Origin of the sequence: Brachybacterium sp. (genome assembly GCF_052095815.1) — a bacterium.
Lineage (GTDB): Bacteria > Actinomycetota > Actinomycetes > Actinomycetales > Dermabacteraceae > Brachybacterium.
This window is the reverse complement of sequence record NZ_JBQDLF010000038.1, coordinates 19,248-42,439: the sequence shown is the minus strand read 5'-3', so window position 1 is coordinate 42,439 and position 23,192 is coordinate 19,248. Positions and strand designations below refer to the sequence as shown.

25 protein-coding genes and 1 tRNA gene are annotated in these 23,192 nt (G+C 70.1%); 21 read left to right on the top strand and 5 right to left on the bottom strand.

Annotation, left to right across the window (positions count from 1 at the left end; genetic code table 11):
• Window positions 1-79: 79 nt before the first annotated feature.
• A tRNA-Glu gene (locus tag ACTH43_RS14040) sits at window positions 80-152 on the top strand.
• Between the two features lie 81 nt (window positions 153-233).
• Window positions 234-1,052: a universal stress protein gene (locus ACTH43_RS14035; protein WP_441445520.1), complete on the top strand. Its 819-nt coding sequence runs from the start codon at window positions 234-236 to the stop codon at window positions 1,050-1,052.
• Window positions 1,053-1,089: 37 nt separating this feature from the next.
• On the opposite strand, the gene ACTH43_RS14030 is transcribed toward ACTH43_RS14035, so the two are convergent.
• Window positions 1,090-1,824, bottom strand: coding sequence for an IclR family transcriptional regulator (locus ACTH43_RS14030; RefSeq protein ID WP_441445519.1), 735 nt, complete (start codon window positions 1,822-1,824; stop codon window positions 1,090-1,092).
• Between the two features lie 141 nt (window positions 1,825-1,965).
• Here ACTH43_RS14030 and leuC point away from each other — a divergent pair, with 141 nt between their 5' ends.
• From leuC to ACTH43_RS13995, 7 genes are all read left to right on the top strand, one after another.
• The gene (gene leuC, locus ACTH43_RS14025) at window positions 1,966-3,405 is read left to right on the top strand and encodes a 3-isopropylmalate dehydratase large subunit (protein ID WP_441445518.1); all 1,440 of its coding nucleotides are present in this window, start codon (window positions 1,966-1,968) and stop codon (window positions 3,403-3,405) included.
• 14 nt (window positions 3,406-3,419) lie between these two features.
• Complete coding sequence (gene leuD / locus ACTH43_RS14020; RefSeq protein WP_441445517.1) at window positions 3,420-4,034, top strand: 3-isopropylmalate dehydratase small subunit; 615 nt, start codon at window positions 3,420-3,422, stop codon at window positions 4,032-4,034.
• A 125-nt stretch (window positions 4,035-4,159) separates the two neighbouring features.
• Window positions 4,160-5,479, top strand: coding sequence for a UDP-N-acetylglucosamine 1-carboxyvinyltransferase (gene murA, locus ACTH43_RS14015; protein WP_441445516.1), 1,320 nt, complete (start codon window positions 4,160-4,162; stop codon window positions 5,477-5,479).
• Window positions 5,479-6,060 (top strand): hypothetical protein, encoded by a 582-nt coding sequence (locus tag ACTH43_RS14010; protein WP_441445515.1) that lies wholly within the window; start codon window positions 5,479-5,481, stop codon window positions 6,058-6,060. Before murA ends, ACTH43_RS14010 begins: the two co-directional genes overlap by 1 nt.
• A complete protein-coding gene (locus ACTH43_RS14005) occupies window positions 6,057-6,863 on the top strand; it encodes a lysophospholipid acyltransferase family protein (protein WP_441445514.1) in 807 nt (268 codons plus the stop codon). Before ACTH43_RS14010 ends, ACTH43_RS14005 begins: the two co-directional genes overlap by 4 nt.
• On the top strand, window positions 6,860-7,858 hold the full coding sequence (locus ACTH43_RS14000; RefSeq protein WP_441445513.1) for an NAD(P)H-dependent glycerol-3-phosphate dehydrogenase: 999 nt from the start codon (window positions 6,860-6,862) through the stop codon (window positions 7,856-7,858). Before ACTH43_RS14005 ends, ACTH43_RS14000 begins: the two co-directional genes overlap by 4 nt.
• A gap of 23 nt (window positions 7,859-7,881) precedes the next feature.
• Window positions 7,882-8,997: a D-alanine--D-alanine ligase family protein gene (locus ACTH43_RS13995; RefSeq protein WP_441445512.1), complete on the top strand. Its 1,116-nt coding sequence runs from the start codon at window positions 7,882-7,884 to the stop codon at window positions 8,995-8,997.
• A gap of 32 nt (window positions 8,998-9,029) precedes the next feature.
• Here the strand turns inward: ACTH43_RS13995 and ACTH43_RS13990 are convergent, their stop codons facing one another.
• A complete protein-coding gene (locus tag ACTH43_RS13990; protein ID WP_441445511.1) occupies window positions 9,030-9,527 on the bottom strand; it encodes a DUF3515 family protein in 498 nt (165 codons plus the stop codon).
• Window positions 9,528-9,560: 33 nt separating this feature from the next.
• Between ACTH43_RS13990 and thiL the strand changes: the two genes are divergently transcribed.
• The 3 genes from thiL (at window position 9,561) to ACTH43_RS13975 (ending at window position 12,745) form a co-directional block, all read left to right on the top strand.
• Window positions 9,561-10,616 (top strand): thiamine-phosphate kinase, encoded by a 1,056-nt coding sequence (gene thiL / locus ACTH43_RS13985; protein WP_441445510.1) that lies wholly within the window; start codon window positions 9,561-9,563, stop codon window positions 10,614-10,616.
• A gap of 63 nt (window positions 10,617-10,679) precedes the next feature.
• A complete protein-coding gene (locus tag ACTH43_RS13980; protein WP_441445509.1) occupies window positions 10,680-11,756 on the top strand; it encodes an NAD(P)-dependent alcohol dehydrogenase in 1,077 nt (358 codons plus the stop codon).
• 20 nt (window positions 11,757-11,776) lie between these two features.
• The gene (locus tag ACTH43_RS13975) at window positions 11,777-12,745 is read left to right on the top strand and encodes a GNAT family N-acetyltransferase (protein ID WP_441445508.1); all 969 of its coding nucleotides are present in this window, start codon (window positions 11,777-11,779) and stop codon (window positions 12,743-12,745) included.
• A gap of 3 nt (window positions 12,746-12,748) precedes the next feature.
• Here the strand turns inward: ACTH43_RS13975 and ACTH43_RS13970 are convergent, their stop codons facing one another.
• Complete coding sequence (locus ACTH43_RS13970) at window positions 12,749-13,492, bottom strand: Type 1 glutamine amidotransferase-like domain-containing protein (protein WP_441445507.1); 744 nt, start codon at window positions 13,490-13,492, stop codon at window positions 12,749-12,751.
• Between the two features lie 99 nt (window positions 13,493-13,591).
• Window positions 13,592-13,789: a 50S ribosomal protein L28 gene (gene rpmB / locus ACTH43_RS13965; protein WP_441445506.1), complete on the bottom strand. Its 198-nt coding sequence runs from the start codon at window positions 13,787-13,789 to the stop codon at window positions 13,592-13,594.
• Window positions 13,790-14,062: 273 nt separating this feature from the next.
• On the opposite strand from rpmB, the gene ACTH43_RS13960 reads away from it, so the two are divergent.
• The 4 genes from ACTH43_RS13960 to ACTH43_RS13945 all read left to right on the top strand — a co-directional run bounded on the left by ACTH43_RS13960 (window position 14,063) and on the right by ACTH43_RS13945 (window position 19,488).
• Window positions 14,063-16,276, top strand: a complete 2,214-nt coding sequence (locus ACTH43_RS13960) for an ATP-dependent DNA helicase RecG (protein WP_441445505.1) — start codon at window positions 14,063-14,065, stop codon at window positions 16,274-16,276.
• 1 nt (window position 16,277) lies between these two features.
• The gene (gene rsmD / locus ACTH43_RS13955; protein WP_441445504.1) at window positions 16,278-16,856 is read left to right on the top strand and encodes a 16S rRNA (guanine(966)-N(2))-methyltransferase RsmD; all 579 of its coding nucleotides are present in this window, start codon (window positions 16,278-16,280) and stop codon (window positions 16,854-16,856) included.
• A gap of 445 nt (window positions 16,857-17,301) precedes the next feature.
• Complete coding sequence (locus tag ACTH43_RS13950) at window positions 17,302-18,885, top strand: HNH endonuclease signature motif containing protein (protein ID WP_441445503.1); 1,584 nt, start codon at window positions 17,302-17,304, stop codon at window positions 18,883-18,885.
• Between the two features lie 21 nt (window positions 18,886-18,906).
• The gene (locus ACTH43_RS13945; protein ID WP_441445502.1) at window positions 18,907-19,488 is read left to right on the top strand and encodes a GNAT family N-acetyltransferase; all 582 of its coding nucleotides are present in this window, start codon (window positions 18,907-18,909) and stop codon (window positions 19,486-19,488) included.
• Between the two features lie 22 nt (window positions 19,489-19,510).
• Here the strand turns inward: ACTH43_RS13945 and ACTH43_RS13940 are convergent, their stop codons facing one another.
• The gene (locus tag ACTH43_RS13940) at window positions 19,511-19,885 is read right to left on the bottom strand and encodes a VOC family protein (protein ID WP_441445501.1); all 375 of its coding nucleotides are present in this window, start codon (window positions 19,883-19,885) and stop codon (window positions 19,511-19,513) included.
• Between the two features lie 162 nt (window positions 19,886-20,047).
• On the opposite strand from ACTH43_RS13940, the gene ACTH43_RS13935 reads away from it, so the two are divergent.
• From ACTH43_RS13935 to rnc, 5 genes are read left to right on the top strand one after another with little or no spacing between them, the layout of a single operon-like run.
• Window positions 20,048-20,902: a helix-turn-helix domain-containing protein gene (locus ACTH43_RS13935; RefSeq protein ID WP_441445500.1), complete on the top strand. Its 855-nt coding sequence runs from the start codon at window positions 20,048-20,050 to the stop codon at window positions 20,900-20,902.
• Between the two features lie 3 nt (window positions 20,903-20,905).
• The gene (locus tag ACTH43_RS13930; protein ID WP_441445499.1) at window positions 20,906-21,286 is read left to right on the top strand and encodes a DUF3224 domain-containing protein; all 381 of its coding nucleotides are present in this window, start codon (window positions 20,906-20,908) and stop codon (window positions 21,284-21,286) included.
• A 50-nt stretch (window positions 21,287-21,336) separates the two neighbouring features.
• Complete coding sequence (coaD, locus tag ACTH43_RS13925) at window positions 21,337-21,828, top strand: pantetheine-phosphate adenylyltransferase (RefSeq protein ID WP_441445498.1); 492 nt, start codon at window positions 21,337-21,339, stop codon at window positions 21,826-21,828.
• A 33-nt stretch (window positions 21,829-21,861) separates the two neighbouring features.
• Window positions 21,862-22,434 (top strand): YceD family protein, encoded by a 573-nt coding sequence (locus tag ACTH43_RS13920; RefSeq protein WP_441445497.1) that lies wholly within the window; start codon window positions 21,862-21,864, stop codon window positions 22,432-22,434.
• Window positions 22,434-23,186, top strand: a complete 753-nt coding sequence (gene rnc / locus ACTH43_RS13915) for a ribonuclease III (RefSeq protein WP_441445496.1) — start codon at window positions 22,434-22,436, stop codon at window positions 23,184-23,186. The genes ACTH43_RS13920 and rnc overlap by 1 nt, the downstream gene beginning before the upstream one ends.
• The last annotated feature ends 6 nt before the right edge of the window (window positions 23,187-23,192 follow it).

The window sequence follows — 23,192 nt, the reverse complement described above, 5'->3', positions numbered from 1 at the left end:
AGGACGCCGCCCTCTCACGGCGGTAACACCGGTTCAAATCCGGTACGGGGTACGACCGAGATTTTCGGATCTCGTTTCAGCCCCGTTCGTCTAGAGGCCTAGGACGCCGCCCTCTCACGGCGGTAACACCGGTTCAAATCCGGTACGGGGTACGAGCAGGAGTCGACACTTCCCAGTGTCGGCTCCTTCGTCATTTCCGGACCTGCACCGGGCGGGCAGAGTATCGTCGTGACATGACGCACAGCACTGGTCCCCGAATCACGGTCGGCGTCTTCGATGCCGACGAGTCCGATCAGGCGGTCCGCTGGGCCGCCCTCCATGCCGCCGCAGTCGGCGGCACCGTCCATCTCGTCCACGCCTTCGTCTGGACCGAGCTCGACGTCAACATCGACCCGATCTCGGGGATGGCAGGCTCCGGCTTCCGCAATGCCGCGCACAGCCTGATCCTCGATGCCACCCGGATCATCCGCGAAGAGCATCCGGATCTTCCCGTGACCTCGGAGATCGTCGACGGCAATGCGGTGCCGGTACTGGTCGGGGTCAGCAGGGAATCAGATCTGCTGGTGCTCGGAGGTCGCGGCATGGGGCGTCTGATGACCCTCATCGTCGGGTCCAAGAGCCTTGCGCTGGCGGCGCGCTCCTACTGCCCCGTGGTGGTGGTCCGCGGACGGGTCGACGGCACGGGGCCGATCGGCCTGGTGCATCACGAGATCGCGACGGAGGTGGTCACCCGGGCCGCGGACCTCGCAGAGGCCTACGGGCGGGACTTCCACCTGGTCGTGCGCCCGGAGACCACCCCGGAACAGGCGCAGGAGATCCTCGCCGGCGTCGCCCAGCGGATCTCGTTGACGCATCCGGGAGTATTCGTGCGGGACGTGACGATCGCCGCGTCCGACAGCCCGAAGCAGCTGGTCCAGGCCAGCGAGGACGCCTGCCTGATGGTGGTCGCAGGGGAGCGTTCATCGGGTGCGGGAGGCAAGGTCGGCGCACCTCGTCAGCTGGTCAACGTGCTGCGCTTCGCCAACACCCCGGTCTGGATCGAGCGGGACTGACGCTGCGGGACGGGACTGACGCTGCGGGCGTGCGTGCTCAGGAGCCTGCGCGGCGCAGCAGCTCGGTGAGATGGTTCGCCGAGCTCATGACCGATGCCGCATGGAGGCGGCCCGGCTGACGGGTGATGCGGTCGATCGGTCCGGAGATGCTCAGGGCCGCGACCACGCGCCCGTTCGGACCGCGCACGGGGGAGGAGACGGATCCCACGCCGGGCTCGCGCTCGCCGATCGACTGCGCCCATCCGCGCCGCCGCACAGCGGAGAGCTGGGTCGCGGTGAACCGGGCGCCGAGCAGCCCACGATGCAGGCGGTCGGGCTCCTCCCAGGCCAGCAGGATCTGGGCGGCGGAACCTGCCCGCATGGTGAGCGCGGCGCCCAGCGGCACCGAGTCCCGCAGCCCGATCGGTCGCTCCGCCGCTGCCACGCAGATGCGGTGATCGCCCTGGCGACGGTAGAGCTGCGCGGATTCGCCGGTGTGGTCACGCAGCGCGGCCAGCACGGGACCGGCCGAGGCCAGCAGGCGGTCCTCCCCGGCGGCGGCGGCGAGCTCGCCCAGGCGCGGGCCCAGGACGAAGCGTCCCTGCATGTCGCGGGCGACGAGATGGTGGAACTCGAGCGCGACGGCGAGGCGGTGCGCGGTGGGCCGGGCGAGGCCCGTCGACTGCACGAGCTGGGCGAGGGTCGCGGGGCCGGCTTCGAGGGCGCCGAGGACGATCGCCGCCTTGTCCAGCACGCCGACGCCGCTGCCGTTCTCCTCTGAGGTCTTGTCCATGCTCCGATACTGCCGTCTTATTTGGTGAGACGCAAGTGCATCGCATCGTGGACCCGCCCACCATGGGACGAGCGCTCGCACCCCGAGTGCATCTCAGCATTCAGCAGCGCGCCCTCATCCGGGGCGCAGGGAAGGATCGATATGGCGGGGACCCTCGCGGAGAAGGTCTGGGCGGATCACGTGGTCCGTCGCGGAGAGAACGGCGAACCGGACCTGCTGTACATCGACCTCCAGCTCCTGCACGAGGTGACCAGCCCGCAGGCCTTCGACGGCCTCCGCCAGGAGGGCCGTGGCCCGCGCCGGATCGACCAGACGATCGCGACCGAGGATCACAACACCCCCACGATCGACATCGACAAGCCGATCGCGGACCTCACCTCGCGCACCCAGATCGATACGCTGCGCCGCAACGCCGAGGAGTTCGGCGTGCGCATCCACTCGCTCGGGGACGTCGACCAGGGGATCGTCCACGTGGTCGGCCCGCAGCTGGGCCTGACCATGCCCGGCATCACCGTGGTGTGCGGCGACTCCCACACCTCGACGCACGGCGCCTTCGGGGCTCTGGCCTTCGGGATCGGCACCAGCGAGGTCGAGCACGTGCTCGCCACCCAGACGCTGCCGCTGACCCCCTTCAAGACCATGGCGATCACCGTGAACGGCGCACTGAAGCCGGGCGTGACCGCGAAGGACATCATCCTCGCGGTCATCGCGAAGATCGGCACCGGCGGCGGCGCGGGCTACGTGCTCGAGTACCGCGGCGAGGCGATCCGTCAGCTCTCCATGGAGGGCCGCATGACCGTCTGCAACATGTCCATCGAGGCGGGAGCGCGTGCGGGCATGATCGCCCCCGACGAGACCACCTTCGAGTACGTCCAGGGTCGTCCCCACGCGCCGCGGGGGAAGGACTGGGACGAGGCCGTCGCCTATTGGAAGACGCTGCGGAGCGACGATGACGCCACCTTCGACACCGAGGTGTTCATCGACGCGGACACGCTCGAGCCCTTCGTCACCTGGGGCACGAACCCGGGCCAGGGCCTGCCCCTGTCCGCCTCGGTCCCCGCGCCCGAGGACTTCACCGACGACAGTGCCCGCAACGCCGCCGAGCGCGCGTTGGAGTACATGGACCTGGTCCCCGGCACCCCGCTGAAGGACATCAAGGTCGACACCGTCTTCATGGGCTCGTGCACCAACGGCCGCATCGAGGACCTGCGGGCGTTCGCCTCGGTGCTCGAGGGCCGGAGCAAGCACCCCGATGTGCGGGTGCTGGTCGTCCCCGGCTCGGCCCGGGTGCGCCTGCAGGCCGAGAAGGAGGGGCTGGACCGCATCTTCCTGGACTTCGGTGCTGAATGGCGCCAGGCCGGCTGCTCGATGTGCCTGGGCATGAATCCGGACCAGCTGGCACCGGGCGAGCGCGCCGCCTCCACCTCGAACCGCAACTTCGAGGGCCGCCAGGGCAAGGGTGGCCGCACCCACCTGGTCTCCCCGGTGGTGGCTGCCGCCACCGCCGTGCGCGGCACCCTGTCCTCGCCGTCGGACCTCGGTGCGGACTCCGCGCCCTCCGACCTCCAGCCCGTCGCCTGACCAGGAGCATCTCCATGGAAGCCTTCACGACCCACACCGGCATCGGTGTCCCGCTGCGTCGCAGCAACGTCGACACCGACCAGATCATCCCCGCCGTCTACCTCAAGCGCGTCACCAAGACCGGCTTCGACGACGGACTGTTCAACGCCTGGCGCACCAACGACCCCGAGTTCGTGCTGAACCAGCCCGCCTACGCGAAGGGCTCGGTGCTGGTGGCCGGCCCCGACTTCGGCACCGGCTCCTCCCGCGAGCATGCGGTCTGGGCGCTGCGCGACTACGGTTTCAAAGCCGTGCTGTCCACCCGCTTCGCGGAGATCTTCCGCGGCAACGCCGGCAAGCAGGGCCTGGTCGCCGGGATCCTGTCGCAGGACGATCTCGAGCAGTTGTGGAAGATCCTCGAGGAGAACCCCGGCACCGAGGTGACCGTGGACCTGGAGAACCGTCAGGCCCACGCCGGGGACAGCACCTTCCGCTTCGAGGTCGACGACTACACCCGCTGGCGCCTCATGGAGGGCCTGGACGACATCGGCCTGACCATGCGCCATGAGCAGGACATCACCGATTTCGAGGCGACGCGTCCGTCCTGGATGCCGAAGACTCTGCCGGCCCGCACCGCCGACTCGGACTGAGAGCCTCTGTCTGACCACCTCTCGGGCCGGGAGCCGGGTTCCGGCTCCCGCCGAGGTCCCTCCGGTATGGTGACCCGGTCAGAGAGCGGCGTCCACGGGCGTCCGACCGTCAAGGCAAGGACACCATGAGTTCGACATTCCATGTGCGCGGAGGACGGCCCCTCGACGGTGAGATCACTGTGCGCGGGGCGAAGAACCTGGTCTCGAAGGCGATGGTCGCGGCGCTGCTGGGGGAGGAGCCGAGCATCCTGCGCTCGGTTCCCGACATCTCCGACGTGCGGATCGTCTCGAACCTGCTCTCGATCCACGGCGTCAAGATCGAGCACGACGTCGCCGAGGGCACGCTGCGGCTGGATCCCTCGAACGTCGAGCAAGCGCACGTCGCCGATATCGACGCCCATGCGGGCAGCTCGCGGATCCCGATCCTGTTCTGCGGCCCGCTGCTGCATCGGCTCGGCGAGGCGATCATCCCCGATCTCGGCGGCTGCCGGATCGGTGACCGCCCCATCAACTACCACCTCGATGTGCTGCGCAGCTTCGGCGCGGTCGTGGACAAGCGCGAGATGGGCATCTACATCACCGCGCCGAACGGGCTCACCGGCACGAAGATCCATCTCGAGTATCCGAGCGTCGGCGCGACCGAGCAGGTCCTGCTGACAGCGGTCCGCGCCAGGGGCATCACGGAGCTCACGAACGCCGCGGTCGAGCCCGAGATCGAGGACCTGATCGCGGTGCTGCAGAAGATGGGTGCCCTGATCTCCCTGCAGACCGACCGCACCATCACGATCGAAGGCGTCGACCGTCTGGGCGGATACCAGCACACGGCACTGACCGACCGCATCGAGGCGGGCTCGTGGGCCTGCGCGGCACTGGTCACCAAGGGGTCCGTCTTCGTGCGCGGCGCCCAGCAGAAGCCGATGGCGACCTTCCTGAACATCTTCCGCAAGATCGGCGGCGGGATGGAGATCCGCGAGGACGGGATCCGCTTCTTCCATCCCGGCACTCCGCTCAAGGCGATCGCCCTGGAGACCGATGTCCATCCCGGCTTCATGACCGACTGGCAGCAGCCGCTGGTGGTCGCCCTCACCCAGGCCGACGGCATTTCGATCCTCCACGAGACGGTGTACGAGAACCGTCTGGGGTTCACCTCCGCGCTGAACGACATGGGAGCCCGCATCCAGGTCTACCGCGAATGCCTGGGCGGGTCGAGCTGCCGCTTCGGCCGCTCCAACTACAACCACTCCGCAGTGGTCTCCGGCCCCAACTCGCTGCACGGCGCGGACATCACCGTCCCCGATCTGCGCGGCGGCTTCTCGTACCTGATCGCGGCGCTGGGTGCCGAAGGGGTCTCGACCATCCGCGGCATCGACCTCATCGACCGCGGGTACGAATCCTTCCGCGACAAGCTCGGAGCCCTCGGCGGCGAATTCTGGGAGGAGGGCTGATGGCGGCGGAGGAGCTGCCTGCCAGCCAGATCACCGGCCCGGTGGCCGGAGCGGCAGGCTCCCTCGCACTGCGGGACATCCCGATCCCCGACTACTGCGATGTCGTGATCGTGCCCACCGCCGGGGTCGATGAGCCGGACCCCCGGGTCTGGGCGGACGCGATCTTCTCCCACGAGAACACCCCGCTGACCTCCCGAGGCCTGCGGGCACTGCGCGACGAGGCCATCCGGCTGTTCGACATGGTCCCGCCGCCGCAGAAGGAGTTCGTCGCGGACGAGGTGCTCGGCTCCGAGGCGCTGATCATCGACGACGACGAGAAGCTGACCGTGCGGATCGGGGTCGCACTGCTCCCCGGCGGCGAGCTGCTGCAGGTCACCACCGCGGTGAAGTTCCGATCAGTGCGTGGCCGCCTGGCCTTCGCGCCCCGTCGGCTGATGCACGCCGCTGCGGTCAACACCCTGGCGCGGCGGGCTCCCACTACCCTGCGCCGACGCGCGCTGGCGGGCAACCCCGCAGCCGCCTCGCTGACCGGACAGGTCTCGCGGAAGGCTCTGGGCCGAGGCCCCTCGGCAGCACGATGACGTCCCTGCTGCGCAGCTGGGACATCGGCACCGCCCGGAGGCCCGAGCGACAGGCAGGACTCGTGATCGGCCTCGCGCAGCTCCCGCTGCGCCCCCTGATCGCCCTGCTGTCCCGCCCACGCTGGCAGGGAGTCGAGCGCCTGCCCCAGGAAGCGGGAGCGGTGATCGCCTGCGGGAACCATCTGAGCGCCTTCGACGCCTTCGGCTACGGGCATCTTCTCCAGGCCCACGGGATCGCTCCGCGCTTCCTAGCCAAGGAGACCCTGTTCCGGGTCCCGGTGCTCGGCGCCCTGCTGCGCGCCGCGCGCCAGATCCCGGTGCGGCGCGGCACCTCTCGCAGCAGCGATGCCCTGGCAGATGCCCGCGCCGCCCTCGCGCGCGGCGAGCTGATCATGCTCTTCCCCGAGGGCACGTACACCCGCGACCGCGAGCTGTGGCCGATGCGGGGCCGGGTCGGTGCCGCGCGGCTGGCCCTGAACACCGGGGCCCCGCTGCTGCCGATCGCGACCTGGGGCGGGCGGGCCCTGTGGCCCGTCGGCTCCCCGCTGCCGCGACCGAGACCCGGCCGTCATGTGCAGATGCTGGTCGGAGAGCCCTTCACGGTGTCGCAGCTGGATGGCGAGACCACCCAGCAGGCCGCCCTGCGCGTCACCGAGGAGCTGATGATGAAGATCGCGGAGCTGCTGGGACAGCTGCGAGGTCAGCAGCCCCCACAGGAGCTGCACGACGGCCGCACGGATGCCCATCGTCCTGAGGTAGGCAGGCCCCAGCACGGATATCGAGCCTGGAAGCAGATCACATGACATCGACCACCCGTCTCGCCGTGCTCGGCGCCGGAAGCTGGGGCACCACCTTCGCCCAGGTGCTCGCCGACGGCGGCGCCGAGGTCACGCTGTGGGCCCGCCGTGAGGAGGTCGCCCGCGAGATCCGCGAACAGCATCGCAACAGCACCTACCTCCGCGAGCATCGACTTCCCGAGTCGATCCACAGCACCTCTCGCCTCGAGGAGGCGCTCGAGGGAGTCCACGGGCTGGTGGTCGCGATCCCCGCCCAGTCGATGCGGGCCACCCTCGCCCCGTGGCCAGAGCTGCCAGAGGTGCCGGTGCTGTCGCTGACCAAGGGCATCGAGCGCGGTACTGATGCCCGCATCAGCCAGATCATCGCCGAGGCCGGGGGAGTCGACCCGGAGCGCATCGGGGTGCTCTCGGGTCCGAACCTCTCGGCGGAGATCGCCGAGCGCCGCCCCTGCGCGTCGGTCGTCGCCGCCCCCTCCCAGGCGCTCGCGGACGTCCTGGCCGCCTGGAGCGAGGCGCCGTACCTCCGCGCCTACACCTCTACCGACGTCATCGGCGTGGAAATCGCCGGAGCGGTGAAGAACGTGATCGCGATCGCGGTCGGTGCGGCGGTCGGGCTCGGCCACGGACACAACACCACCGCCTCCCTGATCACCCGCGGGCTCGCAGAGATCACCCGGCTCGGCGTCGCCCTCGGCGGTCGGCGAGAGACCTTCTCCGGCCTCGCCGGAATGGGGGACCTGGTGGCCACGTGCTCCTCGCCGCTGAGCCGCAACCACCGCCTGGGTCTCGCTCTCGGCCGCGGCCTCGACGTCGCTGCGGCCGCCGCCGAGGTCGGGCAGACCGCCGAGGGGGTCGCCACCGCTCGCGCCGTCGCCGAGCTCGCCGCCCGCCTCGACGTGGACATGCCCATCACCCGCGCCGTGGTCGCGGTCGTGGATCACGGCGCCCGTATGGAAGAGGTCACCACGGCACTGCTGGCACGCTCGGTGCGCCCGGAGTGACCAACAGTGAATATCCTTGGCCCATGAGAACCACCGTCGCCCTCCTGTTCGGCGGCCGCAGCGGGGAGCACGGCATCTCGTGCGTGACCGCCGGCGGCATCCTGGCCGCGATCGATCGCGAGCGCTTCGCCGTGATCGCCATCGGCATCACGCGCGAAGGCCGCTGGATCCATGTCTCCGACGACCCGAGCGACTGGACCCTGGTCGACGGACGCGCCCCCGAGGTCGACGCCTCCGGGCACGAGGTGCTGCTTCCCAGCACCCGCCACCGCCCGGGGGAGCCGATCACCCTGCGCACCCTCCGCGACGGCACGGTCCACGAGCTTGCGGACATCGATGTCGTGTGGCCGCTCCTGCACGGGGCCTACGGCGAGGACGGCACCGTCCAGGGCATGCTCGAGATGCTGGACATCCCCTACGTGGGCAGCGGGGTGCTCGCCTCCGCCGCCGCGATGGACAAGGCCGCGACGAAGCTCGTGCTGCGTGCCGTCGGCCTCGAATGCGCCCCTGGGATCGTCGTCCACGAGGACCGCTGGGCCAGCGAATCGCACCGCGTCCTCACCTATCTGCGCAAGAACCACCCGCTGCCCTGGTTCGTCAAGCCCGCCCGTGCCGGCTCGAGCCTGGGCGTCACCAAGGTGACCGATCCCGCCGAGCTCGAGATCGCGATCAAGACCGCCTTCGCCGAGGACCCCAAGGTGCTGGTGGAGGAGGGGCTCGACGCCCGCGAGGTCGAGTGCGGTGTGCTGCAGGGCCGCGACGGCGGAGAGCCCAGCACCACGCTGCCCGGGGAGGTGAAGGTCGGCGACGACCTCGAGTTCTACGACTACGAGGCGAAGTACTTCGGCAAGGGCACCGTGAGCATCGACGTGCCCGCCGGCCTGCCCGATGACATGCTCGAGGAGGCTCGCGAGATCGCCTCCCGCGCCTTCACGGCGCTGGGCCTGGAGGGGCTGGCGCGCGTGGACATGTTCGTCACCCGCGACCGTCGGGTGCTGATCAACGAGGTCAACACGATGCCGGGCTTCACCCCATACTCGATGTTCCCGGTGCTCTGGGAGCACATGGGGCTGAGCTATGCGGACCTCATCGCCGAGCTGATCGAGCAGGCGCGGAAGCGCCGCCTGGGCCCCCGCTGAGCACTGAGCTCTGAGCCCTGACCCGCTGGGCGCTACTGTGCGGGCTGGTCGCCCGGGCCGATGCAGAAGTCCGTCGCCTCGATGTTCCGGCTGATCACCTGGGAGAGGGCCAGAGCGGCGCCCGAGGGCTGATCCGGCGCGGCCGACCTCGGCACCGTGACGTCGACCGCAGGCTCCCGGCCGTAGGTCGTGTACAGGAACACCTCGTCCTCGAGCTCGCGGACGATCCAGTCCACCTCCACCCCGTCGCCATCGGCGAGGGTGGTGCAGAGGTCGGTGGTGGGACCGGGCGGAGTCACACCGCAGCGCATCACGATCGTGTCCTCGCCGCTGCCCCAGGCGACGGTGCCCTGGCTCGAGGTCTCCGCGCGCTCCATGCCCAGCACCTCGGGCGGGGCGCCGAGCACGATGTCGGCGCAGACCGGGTTCGCGGCATCGGCCCCCGCGGGCACTGTGACGGTGCCGCAGGAGACCAGGCCCAGGGCCATCAGGCCGGCGGCGGGAAGGGCGAGCAGGCGGGATCGGAGCACTCGGAGAGCCTACCGGTCGGGCACACTGGGAGCATGGCAGGCGACACCCCCCACGAGGACACTCCACATGACGGAGCCCCCCGCAGCACCCCCCGCGGCGAGGCCGCGCTCCTGGCCCGCATGCTCCCGCACCTGAGCCACGGCGCCGAGGTGCAGGTGGGGCCCGGAGATGATGCCGCGGTGGTGCACCTGCCCTCCCCGCGCCTGGTGGTCACCACCGACTCCCTGGTCGAGGGGCATGATTTCCTGACGCACGCCACCACCGCCCGATGGATCGGGCACAAGGCGGCTGTTCAGAACCTTGCCGATGTCGCCGCCATGGGTGCTCGGCCACTGGCCCTCGTGGTCGCGATCTCCGCCCCTGCCGACACTCCGGGGGCGGTCTTCGAGGACCTCACGATCGGCCTGGCGGCACGCGCGGAGGCAGAGGGGGCGAGCATCGTCGGCGGCGACCTGGGACGCGCCGATCAGCTGGTCCTCACGGTCACCGCGATGGGCTCGCTGCCCGAGACGCAGCCGGCCATCTGCCGCACCGGTTCCCGCGCGGGGGATGTCCTCGCGATCGGGTCTCCCCGTCTGGGCCGCTCGGCCGCCGGGCTCGCCCTGGTGCTGGGGCGGCGGGCGCTGGTCCATGCCCCGGACGGCACCCACCCCACGATCATGCTCAGGGACATCGCCGACCCGTCGGCGGCAGAGCTGGTGCGCTGGCATGACGCCCCGGACCCGGATCTCTCGCTGGGCTGGACCGGCGGCCGCACGGCCCACGCCATGATGGATCTGTCCGACGGGCTGGTCCGCGACGGAGGCAGGCTGGCCCGGGCCGCCGACGTCACGCTCGACCTCGACCGCAACGCGCTGGCCCCTGACGTCGCGCAGCTCGCAAGCCTCGCCGCGGAGCTCGGTGCCGACCCCTGGAGCTGGGTGCTCCACGGCGGGGAGGAGCATGCGATGCTCGCCGCTTTCGCCCCGGGGGAGGTGCCGGAGGGGTTCCGCCCGATCGGCAGGATCCTGCCCGCCGGGCCGCAAGGTCCCACAGTGCTGCTGGACGGCGTGCCCATCCAGGGCGAGGGCTTCGATCACTTCGCCTGAGCGCGGTTAGGCTGGTCGGCGGCGCTCTCCGCGCCACGAACACGACCCGCCGGAGGAATTTCCATGCCGATCCCCGTCAAGGCCCTGCAGAAGACCGGCCCCGACCAGCCGTTCCGCGTCACCACCATCGAGCGCCGGGACCCGCGCGCTGATGACGTGGTCATCGACATCGAGGCTGCCGGGATCTGCCACAGCGACATCCACACGATCCGCAACGAATGGGGCGAGGCGAGCTTCCCGCTCACCGTCGGTCACGAGATCGCGGGCGTCGTCTCCGCGGTCGGCGAGTCTGTCACCGACTGGAAGGTCGGGGACCGCGTGGGTGTGGGCTGCATGGTGAACTCCTGCGGGAACTGCGAGGAGTGCCGCGCCGGCCAGGAGCAGAACTGCCTGGAGGGCAACGTCGGCACCTACAACGCGAAGGACGTCGACGGCACCGTCACCCAGGGCGGCTATGCCGAGAAGGTCGTGGTCAACGAGCGCTTCGTGTGCCGGATCCCTGACGAGCTTTCCTTCGCCGCCGCCGCTCCGCTGCTCTGCGCTGGCATCACCACCTACGCCCCGCTGCGCCGCTGGGGCGCCGGGGAGCAGGTCGACGGCCGCGCCAAGCGCGTCGCGGTGCTGGGCCTCGGCGGGCTCGGACACATGGGCGTGCAGCTCGCGGCAGCGATGGGCGCCGAGGTCACTGTGCTCTCCCGCTCCCTGAAGAAGGAGCAGGATGCCCTCGAGCTCGGAGCGCAGCGGGTCCTCGCCACCACCGACGAGAACTTCTTCAGCGACCACCGCGGCGAGTTCGACCTGATCCTGAACACCATCAGCGCCGACATCCCCGTGGACAAGTACCTGCGCCTGCTTACGCCGCGCGGCGTGATGGCGGTCGTGGGCCTCCCGCCGGCGAAGCAGCCCGTCGGCTTCGGCTCACTGATCGGCGGCAACAAGGTGCTCGCCGGCTCCAACATCGGCGGCATCGCCGAGACCCAGGAGATGCTCGACTTCTGCGCCGAGCACGGCCTCGCCGCGAAGATCGAGGTCATCGGGGTCGGGGAGGCGGACGCCGCCTACGACCGCGTGGTCGCCGGCGATGTGCACTTCCGTGCCGTGATCGACACCTCCACCTTCGCGGACGCCGCAGCGGAGTGAACGACGGGGGCGAGGCCGGCGTGGCGCGACGATTCCGTCCCGCCACGCCGGCCGACGTCGACCGCGACGGGAACCGTTTCGAGTGGCTGAAGCCGGATGGCTGGCGCGAGGGCTTCCGTGCGCTCGTGCTCGACGTCGACGACCCCATCTCCGGGGAGTCGCGCGTGATCGGGGTGGGCCGTATCGGCCGCAACGTCGTCCATCCCGACCGCGATCTGGTCGAGCTCGAGATCGAGGAGGGGTACCGCCGCCTTGGCCACGGAACAGCGCTTCTCCACGAACTCGGCAGTTACAGTGATAATCCATTGTCCAGCAAGGTGGTGCCCGGCTCGGAGCGTGACGGCTTCCTGCGCGCACAGGGGGCGGTGGCCTACCTCGAGGTCCCGTTGCTGAGAGTCGATGTCTCAGCGGATCGCACCGCCCGCTGGTGCGCCGCGGTCAGCGCGTCCCACGACGGCACCGCTCGCGCCGTCCCCTGGACCGAGCTCCCGCGCGAGCAGCTCGTCGACGCCCTCACCGACCGCTACACCTGGCAGCACGCCAGCTGGTCGCCCACCGCCTCCCGTGAGGTGCTCCGTCCCGAGGTGGGGGAGGAGTTCTATGAGGAGTCCGTGCACGAGCACTCCTGGGCTGTGATCCGCGGCGGCGAGATCACGGCGCTGGCCGACCTCTACCGCGCGGACGAGGGCGAGGACGAAGACGAGGGCAGGGACGAGGACGAGGGCGCGAGAGTCGGCCGGCACCGAGAAGGAGCCCTCGAGGCGATCGATGCGTCGGCCCCGACGGCCCGTGCCGATGTCGCCCTCTGCCTCGCCGCTCTGCTCGAGGGCCTGCGGGAGCTGGGCACGGAGACCGTCGACTTCGACAACCATCCCACCGACCCGCACGCCGCCCCGCTGCTGGCCACCCTGCGGCGCACCGAGGTGGATCCGGTGCACCTTGTCGAGATCCCGAACGGCCTCACCGCGCTGCTGCGCGACGTGCCCTGATCCTCAGTGCAGGCGTCGTACCGGCAGATCGGCCTCCACGGCGTCACCGTCGGCCCCGCGCTCGATCCGCGTGACCCGCACCCCGTCGACTTCCGCGACCGCCTCGACCAGCTCGGTGCCGCGGAACAGCAGGCCCGTGCCGTCGTCGGTGCAGAGGGCGGCACCCAGTGTCCCGTCGGCCACCAGCGCTCGCAGCAGCGGCCGGCGACCGGCCTCGGAGTCCATGTGCACACCGTTGGCGCCGGGCAGGAAGCTCAGGCCGTTCGTCACCGGCTGCAGATCCGGGCCGAAGGAGTCGGTGGCCCCGCCCTCGAACCAGCAGATCGACCCCGCGGAGATCCCGGCCAGCACCACGCCGTCATGCCAGAGCCGGTGGAGGATCTCGGGCAGGCCGTGCGCGCGCCACACCGCGAGCAGGTTCACGACCGAGCCGCCGTTCACCCAGATGACGTCGAACCCGCGCAGGTAGGACTCGATGTCCTCGACGTTCGGCTGGGTGAACAGGCTCAGATGGTGCAGGACGTATCCCGCGTCCCTCGCCGCTTCTTCCATATCTCGCTGGAAGCCCTTGTCATCACCGCTCGCGGTGCCGATGTTGCAGATCCGCGGGGGCCCGTCGGTGCGAGGCCCGCGTTCCTGCCCGAGCTCGATCGCGAAGGCCATCATCGGCCCGAAGCCGAAGCGCAGCCGGGGATGTGGCCGGTAGCCGGCGCTGGTGGCCAGGATGGTGGGTGCTGACGCGGGCATGGAGTCTCCTCGGTGGGCTGGTGCAGCGCGCCCGGAATGCACGAGAGCCCTCACCCGATCGGGTGAGGGCTCTCGTGGATGAATGCTGTGCGGTCTCGCTCAGGCACCGAGCGTGCTGACCTTGCCTGCCTTGAGGCAGGAGGTGCACACGTTCACGCGCTTGCTGGTGCCGTTGATCACAGTGCGGACGGACTGGATGTTCGGGTTCCAGCGACGCGAGGTGCGGCGGTGCGAGTGAGACACGGTCTTGCCGAAGCTCGGGGCCTTGGCGCAGATGTCACACGTGGAAGCAGCCACTGTCGTCTCCTGGTACGTCGATGTTCTGATCGCGGTGCCCGCTCCACCCCCGCGCCGGAACGGCGGGGTCGGTGACCTGGGTGAGCACGGAGGTGCGACCCCCCGGAGGTCAGGGCAACCACGGAATCATAGCCCAGATGCTCGCGGGTCAGAAGCGGGGGACGCTTCCTCCCCATGTGGATTCCATCACGGCACTGCCGGATGGTGGCACGATAGGGCCTGGCGCGCCGCACTCCACCGGGCGGCGCACATCGAGCACGAGGAGACGTCCGCATGGCCAGGAGGCACGAGTCCGCACGGGGCTCGATGCCGCTCACGGAGCTGCTGATCTCCAAGGAGTCCAAGGCTATGGCGTCCTTCGGGGTGCGGGACCTGGACACGATGATGCGCTTCGCGCCGCGCCGCTATGTCGTACCCGCTCCGCTGCGCTCCCTCCACGAGGTCAACGAGGGTGAGGCCGTCAGCGCCGTGGTCTCGGTGGTCTCGGTGCGCGATCGCGCGATGCGCAGCCGTCGCGGCTTCATCCTCGAGGTGACCGTCTCCGACGGTATCGAGGACATGCCGCTCACCTTCTTCCTCACCAAGCCCCACCAGGTCCAGTGGCACCGTGGCCGGCTGCCCGTCGGCGCGCTGATCATCGTGCACGGCACCGTCGGCTTCGACGACTACCGCGACTCGCTCCAGATCACCCACCCGGACTACGAGACGATCGAGGACACCGACGAGGGCCGCGCCTGGGCCCAGCGGCCCCGCCCCATCTACCCGCTGCGCCAGAACATCTCCCAGGCCACCATGCGCTCGGCGACTGAGAAGGGTCTCGAGTTCGCCGACTCCCTCACCCGCCCGGTGCCGGACGAGGTGATCGCCCGCCGCGGCCTGCCCCCGCTTGCCGAGGCGTCCCGCCTGGTCCATATCCCGCTGACTGTCGAGGACACCCGCCGCGGCATGGCCCACCTCCGCTACGAGGAGGCCTTCATCCTGCAGGCGATCTTCGCTCAGCGCCGCGCCCAGGACGAACGCACCCCCGCCCCCGTCCTCTCCGCTGAAGGGCCGCTGCAGCCTCTGCTCGATGAGCGCCTGCCGTTCACCCTCACGCAGGGGCAGCGAGAGATCGGCACGAAGATCCAGGAGCGCATCGGCAAGGGGCATCCCACCAGCGTGCTGCTGCAGGGGGACGTCGGCTCGGGCAAGACCGTCGTCGCGCTGCGGGCCATGCTGCGCGCCGTGGACTCTGGCCACCAGGCCGCGCTGCTCGCCCCCACCGAGGTGCTCGCCGAGCAGCATCACCGCACCCTGATCACCCTGCTGGGGGACCTCGCCCGCGCCGGTCAGCTCGATGGGCATGCCGCCGCGACCCGCGTGCGCCTGCTCACCGGCTCCCAGCGCACCGCTGGCCGTCGAGAGACGCTGCTCGACGTCACCTCCGGGCAGGCCGGGATCGTCGTGGGCACCCATGCGCTGCTGGCCGAGAAGGTCGAGTTCGCCTCGCTCGGCCTCGTGGTGATCGACGAGCAGCACCGTTTCGGGGTCGACCATCGCCGCCGGCTGCGCGCCAAGGGTGCCGCCGGGAAGAGCCCTCATGTGATCGTGATGACCGCGACCCCGATCCCGCGCACCGCTGCGCTCGCGACCGTCGGCGACCTCGACGTGCTCACCCTCAGCGAGAGCCCGGGGCAGCGCGCCGGCGTCACCAGCTTCGTGGTCCACGAGAAGCTCCCGAAGTGGGAGCGGCGGATGTGGCAGCGCGCCGCGGAGGAGATCGCCGCGGGCCGTCAGGTCTTCGTGGTCTGCGCCCGCATCGATGAGGACGAGGCCGACGCGCCCGCCCCGCTGATCCTCGACGAGAACGGCAAGGAGGGGCCGCCGATGCTCGAGCCCGCCCGCGGCGTCACCCAGACCGCAGAGCGGCTCGCCGAGCGTTCCGAGCTCGCCGGGGCCCGCCTCGGCATCCTCCACGGCCGCCTGTCTGTGGAGGAGAAGCAGGAGGTGATGGGACAGATGGTGCGCGGTGAGATCGACGTGCTGGTCTCCACCACCGTCATCGAGGTGGGGGTCGACGTCCCCAACGCCTCGGTGATGATCATCCTGGACGCCGAACGCTTCGGCGTCTCCCAGCTCCACCAGCTGCGCGGCCGCGTGGGTCGCGGGGAGCACGCCGGAATCGCCTTCTTCGACACCTCCGGCGAGCCCGGGCAGCAGCACTCCACGCACCTGCACGCCATCGCGGAGACGACCGACGGCTTCGAGCTCGCCGAGCTCGACCTGCGTCGCCGAGGCGCCGGCGATCTGGTGGGGGAGGAGCAGTCCGGCCTGCAGCGCACCCTCAAGCACCTCGATGTCATCCGTGACGCCCGCGCCATCGAGCAGGCCCGCGAGGACGCCTTCGCCGTGGTCGCCGCCGACCCCGAGCTCACCACCCACCCCGCTCTCGCCGGTGCCGTCGCGGACCGGCTGCGGGATGCCGACCCCGACGTGGAGAGGAGCTGATATGCCGCGCATCGTCTCCGGCACCCTCGGCGGCCGCACCATCCCCGGCCCTCCTGGCAAGGGAACCCGCCCGACCACCGACAAGGTGCGCGAGGCCCTGTTCAACCGGCTCGAGGGCTGGGACGCCCTGGTCGGCGCCCGCGTGCTCGATCTCTACGCGGGCACCGGCGGACTCGCCTTCGAGGCGCTGTCCCGGGGCGCAGAGCATGCCCTGCTGGTCGAGCTGCACGGCCCGACCGCCAAGCAGCTGCGCCGCACCGCCGCCGACCTCGGCCTCACCGAGCGCACGGACATCCGAGTCGGCAGGGCCGCTGCCGTGGCGGCCCAGCTCGCCGCGCAGCCGGCATCGCAGCCCTCCGGCCACGCCGCCACCCTGGTCTTCCTCGACCCGCCGTATGACGTGACCACCGAGGCGCTCGAGCAGCTTCTGCTCACCCTCCGCCCCGCCCTGGCGGAGGATGCGCTGGTCGTCATCGAGCGCTCCTCACGCACTCGTCCCGTCGACTGGCCCGAGGGCTGGGCGGACGACGGCAGCAAGGAGTACGGGGAGACCGCGCTGCAGTTCGGTGGCCCGGCCTGACGTTCGGTGGCTCGGCGTGACGTTCGGTGGCTCGTCGTGATGCCGCTCTATCCACATTTTCAAGAAGTGCTTGCAGCGCGGCGGCGAATATGCATTAACACGCTGTAGCTTTGTGGCCTGCAGATATGGCGTGGACGCAATTCGCGCGGCTGGCGCGGAGGCGGTTGTCATGCCGAGCGCGCGCACTGGTGACCTGCGAGTATCCCCAATTGGTGCACGATTTGTGGATATCGCGACCGTTCCTCCACCGCCGTGGGTTATCCACAAATTTGCGAGGAGCGGATGTTTCTCTGGCGCTTGTCGAGCATGTGTTCTAAAATGAGAGATGTCGGCACCTGGTCGCACGCTCGGTCGAACATTCGATCGAACATCCGGTGTGGGGATCGGTCGTCGGCGCCGCAGATCACGACAGGGCACGAGCAAGGGTGCAGAGGAGGGGATTGCCATGAAGCAGACCAATGCGGAGCCTTCCCGCGCTGCGGAGCCTCCCCGCGCCCCGGTGCGGGTGCGCAAGCTCCTCACCTCGAAAGCCCTCGTGGAGCGCGCCGATGTCCTTCCCAGCTCCCCGGAGGCTGAGACTGTGCTGCGGATCTTCCGCCGCCGACGGCAGGAGCACGCCGCCCTCTATGTCGCCGAGATACGTGACCTCGCTTCCCTCTGGTCCGAGAGCGATGAGGGAGACGAGAAGGCCCTCCACGCGTTGGCGGCCTCTGCAGGTCTGCGCATGAAGCTGTCCCGTGGCGAAGACCGCCTCCGGGATGCGCACGTCGCGGTCACCGACCTGCCCGCATGCTTCGCACGGGTGGAGGAGGGCGCGCTGCCCGTGGACTGGTTCGAGTGGCTGATCCGCAGCGTATTGCGGCTGACGCACGTCCAGCGGCGTCAGGTCGACGAGCGGGTTGCGGTCTGGCAGCTCGAGGCGATCGACGTCGAGCGCTTCTACCGCGAGCTGCGCACGCTCATCGAATGGTTCGGCCGCGCGGCGGTGCAGGAGACTCCGCAGGAGCAGCGCGGCGTGTTCATCCAGCCCTCACCCGACGGTGATGGCACTGCCTGCATCATGATCCGCGGTCCGATCCCAGAGATCACCGCCTTCGGTCAACGGCTCGATGCCTCCGCACGCGCCGTCCAGGACGCCCAACGACACGCTCTCGAGACCGGTGCGCCGATCCCCTTCGACCTCGATGGGGACGCCGCGCGCGAGGGCCGGCACCTGTCCCTCGCGGCGCTGCAGTATGCGGTGGCGGTCCGTTCGATGCTCGAGACCGGGACGGTAGAGGTCCCCGCGCCAGCCTTCCGGATCTCGCTCGTCGTGCCCGTGCTCACGCTGCTCGGCCTCTCGAATGCACCTGCCATGCTCGACGGCACGATCCCGATCCCACCACGCATGGCACGGCAGATGGTCGCCAAGGCGCCTGCCGTCGAACGGGTGCTCACCGACCCGATCTCGGGGGACTACCTGCCCAGCGCGTCCCAGACTTACCGCCCTTCCGCGGCGATGGCCGAGAACCTCCGCCTGATCGACCCCGTCTGCGCGGTGCCCGGCTGCGCCCGCTCTGTGATGACCATCGGCGAGATGGACCACATCGAGGAGTTCGACCTCGAGGAACCTTCCCGAGGCGGCCCCACCACGATCGAGAACCTCCACCGGCTGTGCAGGACCCACCACCGGATGAAGACCGCCGGACTTCTCGATCCCGATCGGAACGAAGTCACCGGCGTCACTCGCTGGAGGATCGGCGGCGCTGCGGTCAGCGACGTCGCCAAGAACACCGACCTCGTCACCAGGGAACTCTCCGAGAAGCTGCACCGTGCATGGGAGCAGTACCGCAGCGATCTCGAGTTCGAAGCCGTGACCCGCCTCGGAATCCTCGACGAGAGTCCCGCCGAGAGCGCGGACCGCGAGGAGGCCTATCGGTGGGGGCTCCATCTCACCGAGTACTACTCCCGGCCCGAGTACGACGAGCTCACCGATCCCGGGCCGCCGCCGCTGGCGTCGCTGCCGGAGCACCGTCCGCCACCCTTCTGAGCGCACCGCTATCCTGTCCCGATGACGCGCTCGCCCACCGCCCTCACTGGCCTTGCCGACCTCGACTGGCCGCTGCACACGCGCCGCCTCATCCTGCGTCCTGGCCTCTCCGAGGACGCCGAGACGGTGTGGCCATGGTTCCGCCTGCCCGAGGTGCAGGAATGGACCACCACGCTGAACACGTCTCTCGAGGACCATCAGGAGTGGTGGGACAAGACTCTCGGCAGCTGCGTGGTGGGCCTGCTCGACGGCAGGATCATCGCCTCCGGCAAGCTCGAGCGGCAGGACGCGTGGTCCCAGGCGGACATGAAGGACCAGGCCGCTGGGCAGCAGGCTGAGATCGGCTGGGTCCTGGACCCGGCGATCCACGGCCGCGGGTTCGGTACCGAGTTCGCCGGGGCCCTGCTCGACCTCGCGATCGACGGCCTCGGTGTGCGTCGCGTCGAAGCGTCGTGCTTCGCGGAGAACCTCGCCTCGCGGCGGGTGATGGAGAAGATCGGACTGCGGCTCGAGGGCACCTTCCACGAGGAGTCCCTCCACCGCAGCGGGCGCTGGCTGGACGGGATGTCCTACGCGCTGCTGGCGAGCGAGCGAAACGGCTGACGGGGACGGGTCTCCCGTCCTGTCATCCCCACGCCGCAGCGTCGGTCAGGCAGAAGGGGTGGCCAGCAGGATCGCGCAGCACCACCCAGGTCTCGCCGGGCTGGGGCTCCACCCGCTCGGCACCGAGCTCCACACAGCGAGCCGCCGCCGCCTCGAGATCCTCGACGGCCAGATCGAAGTGGAACTGTTTGCGCCCGTCATCCGGCCAGGACGGGGCCTGATGATCGGGGATCGCGCCGATGCCCAGCGCGTGGCTGGGACCGGAGAGCATCGCGTACTGCTCGGTGAGAACGGTGATCGGCCAGCCCAGCACAGCCGACCAGAACTGGGCGAGCGGCTCCGGATCGGTGGCATCGAGCGTGATCATGGCAAGGCGGGCGACGGGGATATCTGTCATGCCTGCCAGACTGCCTCCATGCGCAGCGCGGAGGATTGGACGAACGCGACAGGGTCGCGGTCCTTCCGTGGGACGCCCGCCGGTCACCTGCCACCGGGCCAGGCCGCACCGGGCCAGACCGCACCGGGACAGCCGATACCGGGCCAGGGGCCGCCTGGCCACATGCTCGGGCATGTGCTGAATCCTGCGGAGTTCCTCCTTCACGCCCACTACGACCACGCACAGCCGGCTGCGCCTCTGCGCCGCTGGGTGGATCGGTATTGGTCGGTGACCTGGCAGCTCCCACCCGGACAGCAGCATGTGGTGACCACCCTCGATGATCCCGCCATCCATCTGACCCGCGAATGGGGCGGGGTGCGGCGTGCAGGCACCGGTGGCACCCGCGCCGGCGCCTGGATCACGGGCCCGATCACCCGCGGACGCTTCGAGGTGACCCAGTCCGGCACCGGGGGCGTCATCGGGGTGCGCTTCCGTCTCGGCGGCACCACCGCCTTCACCACAGCCCCGCCGGCCTCGGTGCGGGACCGCACGGTCCCCGCCGCAGAGTGGTTCGACACCGACGTCCCACCCGCAGCACATCCCAATACGTCGAGCACGTCGAGCACGTCGAGCACGGCGAGCACGGCGAACGCTGCGACCGGCGCCGCGCCCGCTCTCGACGCCTGGCTGCTCGCGCAACGCCCGCAGGACGCCCCCGGATATGCGGATTTCTGCTTCATCCTCGAGCTGCTCGCCGATCCCGCGGTGACCGGCACTGCAGAGCTCGAGCGACGCTCGGGCCTCGGCATCCGGAACCTGCAGCGGACCTTCCGCCGCTTCGTCGGCGTCGGCCCGAAACGCATGATCCTGCGCTCACGCGTGATGGACGCCGTCTCCGCGATCGACCGCGGAGACCACCGACCGATCGCGGACCTCGCCCAGGACCTCGGCTGGTACGACCAGTCCCACTTCGTCCGGGACTTCCGGAGCATCACCGGGATGACTCCGTCGGCCTACGCCCGCAACGGAGATACTTGAGCCATGACCATCCTCAGCGCCACCTTCACCGTCGACCTGACCCCCGCCGAGATCCTCCCCGGCGCCGCTGACCGCTTCGACCTGGCCAAGACCTGGGTCGGCGACCTCGAAGGCACCTCTCGCGGGGTCATGCTCACCGCTGGGGACCCCGCGAGCGGCAGCGCCTCGTACATCGCCACGGAGCTCTTCGAGGGCACCCTCGACGGCCGCCGGGGCACCCTCACCTTCCAGCAGCTCGGCACCATGGCGGGAGGCGACCCGGACCTCCGCTATCTCATCGCCCCCGGCTCCGGCACCGGTGACCTCGCGGGTCTCACCGGCATGCTCACCATCGGCGCGATCGATGAGGCGGGCGTGCACCAGGTCAGCATCGCGCTCGACTGAGCAGCGCCAGCATGATCAGCGCCAGCGACGTTCCGCATTAGAGTGGCGACATGAGCACTGTCGTCCTGCCCGGCTCGTTCGATCCCTTCACCCTGGGACACCTGGACCTCACCCGTCGGACCGCCGCCCTCGGCCATCACGTGATCATCGCCGTCTCCCACAACCCCTCGAAGCAGGGGACGCTCGACCTCGAGGCCCGCAAGAGCGCGATCACGCAGACGCTCGAGGAGACGGACCTCTCCCGGGACGTCGAGGTCCGCACGCTCCCCATGGGACTGCTGGTCGACTTCTGCCGGGAGCTCGGCGCCGGCGCCGTGGTGCGCGGACTGCGCTCCCAGCTCGACCTCGCCTATGAGGAGCCGATGGCGCGGATGAACCACCACCTCGCGGGCGTCGACACGCTCTTCCTGCTCACCGATGCGACTCTCTCCCACATCTCCTCGTCCCTCGTGCGGGAGGTCCACGCGCTCGGAGGTGATGTCTCCGACATGCTCCCCGCCCCCTCCATGGACGCACTGCGCGACGCCGCCGCCGTATCCTGATTGATCCCCACGACACGAACAGGACCATCACCGATGTCTTCCGACCACGCCTCCACCACATCGCTGGACACCGCCCTGATCTTCGATGCGGTCGACCTCATCAGCCGCACCGGATCGCACCGTCACGTGGAGCGCACCGTCCCCGCCCCGGCACGTGAGGCCGGCGGCATCGCGATGCAGGTCCCCGAAGGGCAGGACATCGCCGTCGAGGCGGAGCTCGAGTCCGTGGTCGAGGGGATCTACGTCCACGGCACCGTGGTCGCCCACCTCGATGGGGAGTGCTCCCGCTGCCTCGACCCGGTCGAGCAGGACGTCACCGCCCGACTCGACGAGCTGTTCATGTTCCCCGAGAAGGTGAAGGCGGACGAGAAGGAGGACTCGACCCTCCTCGAGGACGAGGCCGTCAACCTCGGCCCGCTGGTGCGTGACGCGCTCGCGATGGCGGCCGATGAGCGCCCCCTGTGCCGTGAGGACTGCCCCGGCCTGTGCGGCCAGTGCGGCTTCCGCATGGAGGACGATCCGGACCACCACCACGACGTCATCGACGATCGCTTCGCCGCTCTGCAGGGCCTGTTCGAGGACGAGTCGAAGAACGAGGAGGCCTGATGGCGCGCAGGCGCCGCGCCACCGAGGCCGCCGCTCCGAAGGGCCTGCTGGACCGACTGCCGTTGGACGCCGGGCAGGCGGCCGACCTCAGCGAGTCCGGGCTCCTCGATCTCGCGCTGACCCACCGCTCCTATTCGTACGAGAATGACGGCCTGCCGCACAACGAACGGCTCGAGTTCCTCGGCGATGCGGTGCTGCAGCTCGCCGTGACCGAGCACCTCTACGCCACCCACCCGACGCTTCCCGAAGGTGATCTGGCACGTCGCCGCGCGGCGACCGTGAGCACGCGCGCGCTCGCCGTGATCGCCTCGAAGCTCGACCTCGGCGCGTATGTGCGGCTGGGGCGCGGTGAGGACCTCACCGGCGGCCGTGCCAAGGCATCGATCCTCGCGGACACCACCGAGGCCGTGATCGGGGCCGCCCACCTGGCGCTCGGCCAGGACGTCTCCCGCCACTTCGTGCTCGAGCTGCTGCGCCCCCTGCTGGACTCCGACGAGTTCCTCGAGACCGGATACGACTTCAAGTCCCGTCTCCAGGAGATCGCCGCGGCCGAAGGGCAGAGCGTCTCCTACGAGATCACCGAATCCGGTCTCGAGCACCAGAAGACCTTCACCGCCACGGTCACCGTCGAAGGGATCGTCACCGCCCGCGGCGACGGCGCCTCGAAGAAGGACTCCGAGCTCGCCGCGGCCCAGAACGCGGTGCGAGGGATCCTCGCCGAGCGCGGCGAGACCCTGATCCCGCGAGGCTGAACGGAG